Raw genomic sequence first — 1,044 nt, 5'->3', positions numbered from 1 at the left:
TGGTCACATTGTCCAGGCTCAATCGCGCCATGGCAGCACTCCGGTCGGAAGGTAGGGGGCAAGCAGATTGGTGACCAGCATCAGCACGAAGGTGACCGCCACGGTGATGACGGACATCGCCGCCGCATAGTTGGAATCGCCGCCCTGCTCGAAGGAGAACATCACCACGCCGATGGTTTCCGAGCCCGACGACCACAGCAGCGCCGAAACGGTGAGTTCGCTCAGCGCCGTCATGAAGATCAGCAGGCCGCCGGCGATCGCCGCCGGTGCCACCAAGGGAAAGATGATCGTGCGCATGCGCGTGAACAGCCCGGCGCCTGCCACTTGCGCAGCCTCCTCCAGCGCCCGGTCGATCTGGTGATAGCCGCTGATGGTTGGCCGCAGCGCCAGCACCAGGAAACGGGCGAGATAGGCGTAGAGGATGATCCAGACGGTGTTGTAGAGCTGGATGCCGGTCAGCGGGATCGGCCGCAGGAACATGAGCAGCGAGGCGATGGCCAGCACCACACCGGGCAGTGCATAGGGCAGTTCCACCGACAGATTGAGCAGCCGCACCCAGCGCTGCTTGCCCCAGGCGATCAGATAGCCGATCGGCACGGCAACCAGGACCGCGAAGAAGGCCGCCGCGATCGACAGCCAGAAGCTGTTGAAGAAGGCGCGGCCGGCCGCGTCATGCTCGAACAGCACGAAGCGATAATTGTCGAGCGTCGCCGTCTTGGCGGTGAGCGCGATGCCGTAGCCCGGCACCAGCGATGTCAGAACCAGCCCGAACAGCGGCAGGAACAGCACCACGATGATCAGCAGCCACATGCCGGCCTGGACCGTAGGCCGCCAGCGGCCGAGTTCGTATGGCTCAGCCGAAAGCGACGTGGAGCTGATGCGATAGTCGCGGCGGCGGCTCATGATCTCCTGGGCAAGGATGCCCGCCATGGCGATGATGCCGATCAGCACCGACAGGAACGCGGTTTCGCCGAGCACGGCAGGGCCGCCGCCGGCCAGCTTCTGATAGATCAGCGTCGGCAGCACGAGATAGTTGGCGGGAAT

General features: G+C 64.6%; 1 protein-coding gene. It reads right to left on the bottom strand.

Annotated elements, in window-relative coordinates:
• Positions 1-18 precede the first annotated feature (18 nt).
• Positions 19-1,044 (bottom strand): iron ABC transporter permease (locus EN964_RS35470; RefSeq protein WP_164776457.1); only part of this gene is annotated, 1,026 nt, incomplete at its 5' end.

The sequence above is a fragment of the Mesorhizobium sp. M7A.F.Ca.CA.001.10.2.1 genome (assembly GCF_003998575.1).
Taxonomy (GTDB): domain Bacteria; phylum Pseudomonadota; class Alphaproteobacteria; order Rhizobiales; family Rhizobiaceae; genus Mesorhizobium.
Note: the sequence above shows the minus strand (reverse complement) of the source record. Positions and strands in the feature narration are given on the sequence as shown.